Annotated in this window: 5 protein-coding genes; all 5 read right to left on the reverse strand. The window is 46.9% G+C overall.

Annotation, left to right across the window (positions count from 1 at the left end; translation table 11 throughout):
• Positions 1-420: 420 nt before the first annotated feature.
• Positions 421-1560: a hypothetical protein gene (locus KDK15_RS05490; protein WP_257294360.1), complete on the reverse strand. Its 1140-nt coding sequence runs from the start codon at positions 1558-1560 to the stop codon at positions 421-423.
• A gap of 77 nt (positions 1561-1637) precedes the next feature.
• Entirely contained in the window at positions 1638-2432 is a 795-nt protein-coding gene (locus KDK15_RS05495) for a hypothetical protein (RefSeq protein ID WP_257294361.1), read from the reverse strand.
• A gap of 93 nt (positions 2433-2525) precedes the next feature.
• Positions 2526-3140 (reverse strand): DNA endonuclease SmrA, encoded by a 615-nt coding sequence (gene smrA / locus KDK15_RS05500; RefSeq protein WP_257294362.1) that lies wholly within the window; start codon positions 3138-3140, stop codon positions 2526-2528.
• A gap of 27 nt (positions 3141-3167) precedes the next feature.
• Positions 3168-4292, reverse strand: coding sequence for a 2-iminoacetate synthase ThiH (thiH, locus tag KDK15_RS05505; protein ID WP_257294363.1), 1125 nt, complete (start codon positions 4290-4292; stop codon positions 3168-3170).
• Between the two features lie 11 nt (positions 4293-4303).
• Entirely contained in the window at positions 4304-5083 is a 780-nt protein-coding gene (locus KDK15_RS05510; protein ID WP_257294364.1) for a thiazole synthase, read from the reverse strand.
• Between the last annotated feature and the right edge of the window lie 190 nt (positions 5084-5273).

The following is a 5273-nucleotide window of genomic DNA, read 5'->3' on the forward strand; positions in this document are numbered from 1 at the left end:
ATCCTCAATTTCTCGCAATCCTCGCTACGGACGCTTAAGTCCGACAGGCTCCTAGCTTGATAAAAGCAGGCTGGCTGGGTTTAGTCTGTGCCTGTACATAATTATCAGCAATAAGTGGTACTACCTAACTAAATAAAAGTTATCAAAAATAGAGAAAAGGAATGATCTGTATCAATTTTGATCAGCTTTCGCACCTGCCACGGATTGATTTAGGGTATATGGCAGGTGCTTAAGTTGGTCCAACAGCCTGCCCTGTGGTGCAAGGGAGATTGGTGGATACGTGCATGCCATTAAGGAGTATTACGGCATTTTTCTGGAGTAATCATTGGTAGCTTCTCAGCTGTTGGCAAACTCAGGCATTTATCAACAGAAATATTTGTGAACTGTGAAGACTTTATTAACCAGTGACACTCTTGCTGGTTATCTGGTAAGTGTCACTCGACGGTAGTATTGCTCTCTGTTTTCCATATGGCCTTTGAATTCAGGTTTATAACAGGGATCAAATGAAGTTTTGGCCTGGAAACACACAGAGGCCATTTTTTCCATTTCGCTTCTCCCCGTTTCCTCCTGGATAAATCGGAAGATATGGCCAAGACCACTTCCTGCACGGCACCGGATATTGTGCCTCATATACTGTTGCAATTTTTTATCGCCGCCAAAGTTATCGATGTTATCAAGCCAGTCAGTTAGCGATGCAATACGGTCGTTAACCAGCTGATCATCGTATACTATCTCAGGGTGTTTAACCGTGTGTTGCAGGCATATAATCATCATCTGCTTTGCTAAATTCAGAGCATCCAGCCGCTCTTTTTGACTCGATCTGAAACCACCACTATGTGGATCTTCAGTGCAATGAAGAAGAGTCCATGTTGCTTCTTCGAGCAGGCGTTCGAACTGTAACATGAACATAAATTTCTGGTTTTTGAGAATGTCATAACATCTGACCTCCTCTTCGAGATTGTTGAAAATTCTACAGGTATGAATATGGCGAAGCAGCTTGTTTATGATAGGGTCTCGGTTTTCAGGCTTCATTGCTTCAAAAGGGTTGAGTTTTTTTCCCTTCCATCCAATTACTGTATATTCTTTAACCTCTTCGCTATTGGGGGAACTGGCATCGTGATGATATTGATAATTCTTAATGAGAGCTTTTGCCAATGACATAACTGAAGAGAGATTGGTTGATGGCGCTTGTCTTGTTTCTATGGCAGGTGATGTTGAAGGTTTGGCTTCGATTAACTCAGCCCTGACATTCTTCTCAGAAGGATTGGCCTGCAATGCATTATTGCTCAAGGGTGTTACTTGGCTTTCTTCCTTCAGGAATATAAGTTGATTAACCTTTGCATTACATTGCAACCATAAAGGCCGTTCTGCTTCATGGAGTTTGGATTCTGATTTCTCTAATAAAGATTTGATGGTTGCAAGTTTTTCAAGATCAGGTGATTGGCAGTGCTCAAGGTAAAACAGACCCAGTTCAAAATGTATCGTTTCATCTTTACTTGCAGCATCAACCAATAACCGTTCAGACTTCTCTGGGTCAAGCTGATGATTAAGGGCAATCATGGCTTTCAACCAAATAATGATGGGCTTTTGGCTATCTAATGCACAAACTTCCGCTACGTTACCGTCAAGGTAAGCAATCAGAGCATCAGAAACATCTGATGCAGTGTTTTTGCAAGAAGAACATAAGATACCAGATCGGGATCGGCTAATTGTCTATCGATCATTATCTGAAACAATTGAAGTGTCGCTTCAGCGATTACATGCAGTTTACTATCAGAAGGCTGCTCAATAGCATCTGTTTTCAGCATGCAGCGCATGGTTGCCTGAAACCAGTTATGAAAGTTTTCCTTGTCTGTTTTTGTCAGGAACTCCTTGCTTTTTCTTTGTAATGTACCTGATAAATCAAGCGCTATTGATTTAAGAACTTTTAATTGAGTAACAGGAGTTTGTTCTTTTATCTGTTGAAGTTGCTGGTTTATCCCGGGTTTTCCTGGGTACTGTTCACTTTTTTTTATAACTGTTTGAATACCATCTGTAATGTCAGTATAGGAAACTGTGGTGCCCATAATTTTATCCAGTTCATCTTCTCGTCCCTCTTGAATCAGTTTTTGTATTTGTTTTAATCCTTGCCTCTCAGCAATATGCTGTCGTTGAAATTCTTTAGGAAGGTGAGCGACTTCTGATTGCCACTCTTTTTTAAGAACCCGGTCTGGAATATGTTTCATAGAGGAAGCCCCCCTGTCATATAGAGCTTTTGCAACTTTCTCTCTTTCTGAGAGGCAGCGAGCAGGGGTACTCCTGGAAGCTTCTTTTTGTTTTTTAAGCTCTCGATGCCTATGCCGTGAATAAGGTCTTGATTGATTGGTGGAAGTCTCAATTTGTGCGCTGGGTGAAGAACCTTGAGTTGCTGAAGCCGACTGATTAGCGTCCATCTCTTTAACCTTTCCGAGCTATTCTGTTGTCAGAATAGACTCAGATTTGATGTTAACTACTTATAGTTCCAGTATTAGCCTGTTTCAGGTGGTTTATTTTGAGCGTTTTGCATGGCGCTCGCGGTTTTCCAGTTTTTCCCGCTCGCTTTTTCTGATCATCACATACAGTGCTCCAGAGCCGCCATGGACTTTCAGTGCACTGTGAAAGGCCAGTACCGCTTCCATCTCGGGTAGCCAGGTATACAGGTAACTTTTCAGCAGGGCAGGCGGGGTGCTTTTCTCACCGCGTCCATGGGCTATCAATACGGTACGCAGTTCGTGCTCCCGGCAATCATTGATAAACTGGAAAACCTGTTCCCGTGCTTCCCGGGCGCTTTTGTGGTGGAGGTTAAGGCGTGCCTCAATGTCATATTTACCCAGGCGGAGTTTTTTGAACACGCCTTCCTGCACACCATCCCGCTTCCAGACCAGAAAGTCATGGGGTTTGACCATTTTCGGGTTGAGCAGGGAAAGAAAATTCGGGTCGGTAAAGGTGTCTTCAGCAGCGGCCTTGCGAATCTCCTGGCCCGGTGTGACCCGCTGAACTCTCTGGATATCAGCGGTTGCTTTCTTTTTTAACGGGTTTACCCCTTTCATCTCTTTCAGGAAAGCAGAGATGTCATCGTTTTCTGATGAATTGCCTGATGAGTTGTTTGTTGAGTTGCTCATAGCCGGATAACTGACCAAGTGAAACTGTTAATGGCTGAAACAGTGGGACCAGTCTTTCCAGACCGGCTCGAGCCCTTTGGCCCGAATGGCATCCGCTACTGCTTCTGGACGTCGATTGTCGTCAATGGTGAACTGTTCCAGATCTTCATTGCCCAGGATATTGTCATCTGCATAGCCACCGGGGTGGGTGCTGGAATAGGCGCTCATGGTGGTGATGCCCAGGGGCAGGACATTATCCCGGAACTTTGCCGATTCACGGGTGGATAAGGAGAGCTCGGCTTCGGGTTTGAACAGGCGGTAAGCGCAGATCAGCTGAACCAGCTGTCGGTCAGAGATCACCGATACTGGTTGAAACTCACCTTCACAGGGGCGCAGCCGGGGGAAGGAAATTGAGTAGCGCGTTCGCCAGTAGGTCTTTTCCAGGTAATCCAGGTGAGCCGCCACCATGGCCGAGTCGGTTCGCCAGTCTTCCAGACCAATCAAGGCACCAACACCGATTTTATCAAAGCCTGCCCGTCCCAGTCGGTCAGCGGTTTCCAGGCGGTAGTTGAAATTCATTTTGCTGCCCCGGAGATGGTATTGCTCATAGGCGGATCGGTGATAGGTTTCCTGGTAAACCAGCACCGCATCAAGGCCTGCGGCCATCAGGGATTGATAATCTTCCTGATCCAGAGGCTGGACTTCAATACTGATATGGGCGAAGTGTGGCCGCAGCCGCTCAATCACTGATTTGATGTAGCTGACACCGACAGTCCCGGGAGCTTCGCCAGTCACCAGCAGGATGTGATCGAATCCCATCTTTTTGATTGCAGCCACTTCCCGGTCCAGCTCGTCCATCTTCAGGGTTTTTCGGCGAATTTTGTTGCCGAGACTGAAACCACAGTAAGTGCAGATATTGGTGCACTTGTTGGAGAGATAGAGGGGAATAAAGAGCTGCAGAGTATTGCCAAACCGTTGTCGGGTCAGCTGCCTGCTTTTTTGCGCCATGGCTTCCAGGTAGGGCTCTGCAGCAGGGGATATCAGCGCCAGAAACTGCTGATGGTTCAGTCTGGCACTGTGCAGGGCATTCTCTACATCTGCAGTGGTCTGGCTGTGGATGGTCATTTTCAGCTCATCCCACTGGATCTGATTAAAGTGGTCAAGAAAGGTCATCACGTCCTCTCCTAAAGGTCATCCAGAAAGGCCGTTAAGGGGCTGCTGGCCTGAGCCTGCAGTGAACGCCCACCAAGACCGGCCTGGTAAGCCCTGCGCCCGGCGATAACGGCGTCTTTAAAAGCGATGGCCATTTGTACCGGATCACGGGCTACGGCGATGGCGGAATTGACCAGAACGGCATCAGCGCCCATCTCCATGGCCAGGGCCGCGTCGGAAGGGCTTCCTATGCCCGCATCAATCACCACCGGTACCGAGCTTTGTTCAATAATAATCTGGATAAACTCTTTGGTCTTCAGCCCCAGGTTACTGCCAATGGGGGAGCCAAGGGGCATAACAGCAGCAACACCCACTTCCTCAAGGCGTTTACAGAGAACCGGATCTGCATGGATATAAGGCATGACGGCAAAACCCATAGCACTCAATGTTTCGCAGGCTTTCAGGGTTTCAATGGGGTCTGGAAGAAGGTATTTGGGGTCTGGATGAATTTCGACTTTGACGAAATGGGCGCCGAGGGCTTCTCTGGCCAGCTGGGCTGCGTAAATGGCTTCATCGGCAGTGCGGGCACCTGAGGTGTTTGGCAGCAGGTTCAGGTTGTGCTGCAACTGCCGGTCTAAAAGAGGGCCGAGGATATTATCCTGCTGCTCATTCAGGTCCACACGCTTAAGTGCCATGGTGACCAGTTCACTGCCGGAGGCAATGATGGCATCGGTCATCAATTGGCTGTTACTGAACTTTCCGGTTCCGGTAAACAGTCGTGAAGAAAAGGTTTTATCCGCAATTTCCAGCATGCCAGCCTTACGTTATTTATAGAACTTCGGTTTATGTCTGTTCAAATTTACACTAAAACAGTAGAGGTTTAGGAACTGTCCTGAAATAACTTCCATATCGTATCCAGTTAAAGAAAAACCTTGCCGCGGAGTCACGGAGAAAAGAAAAAATCTTTTCCTCTGTGACTCCGTGGCAAAAAAGAGGAAGTTA

Source organism: Endozoicomonas sp. YOMI1, from assembly GCF_024606345.1.
Lineage (GTDB): Bacteria > Pseudomonadota > Gammaproteobacteria > Pseudomonadales > Endozoicomonadaceae > Endozoicomonas.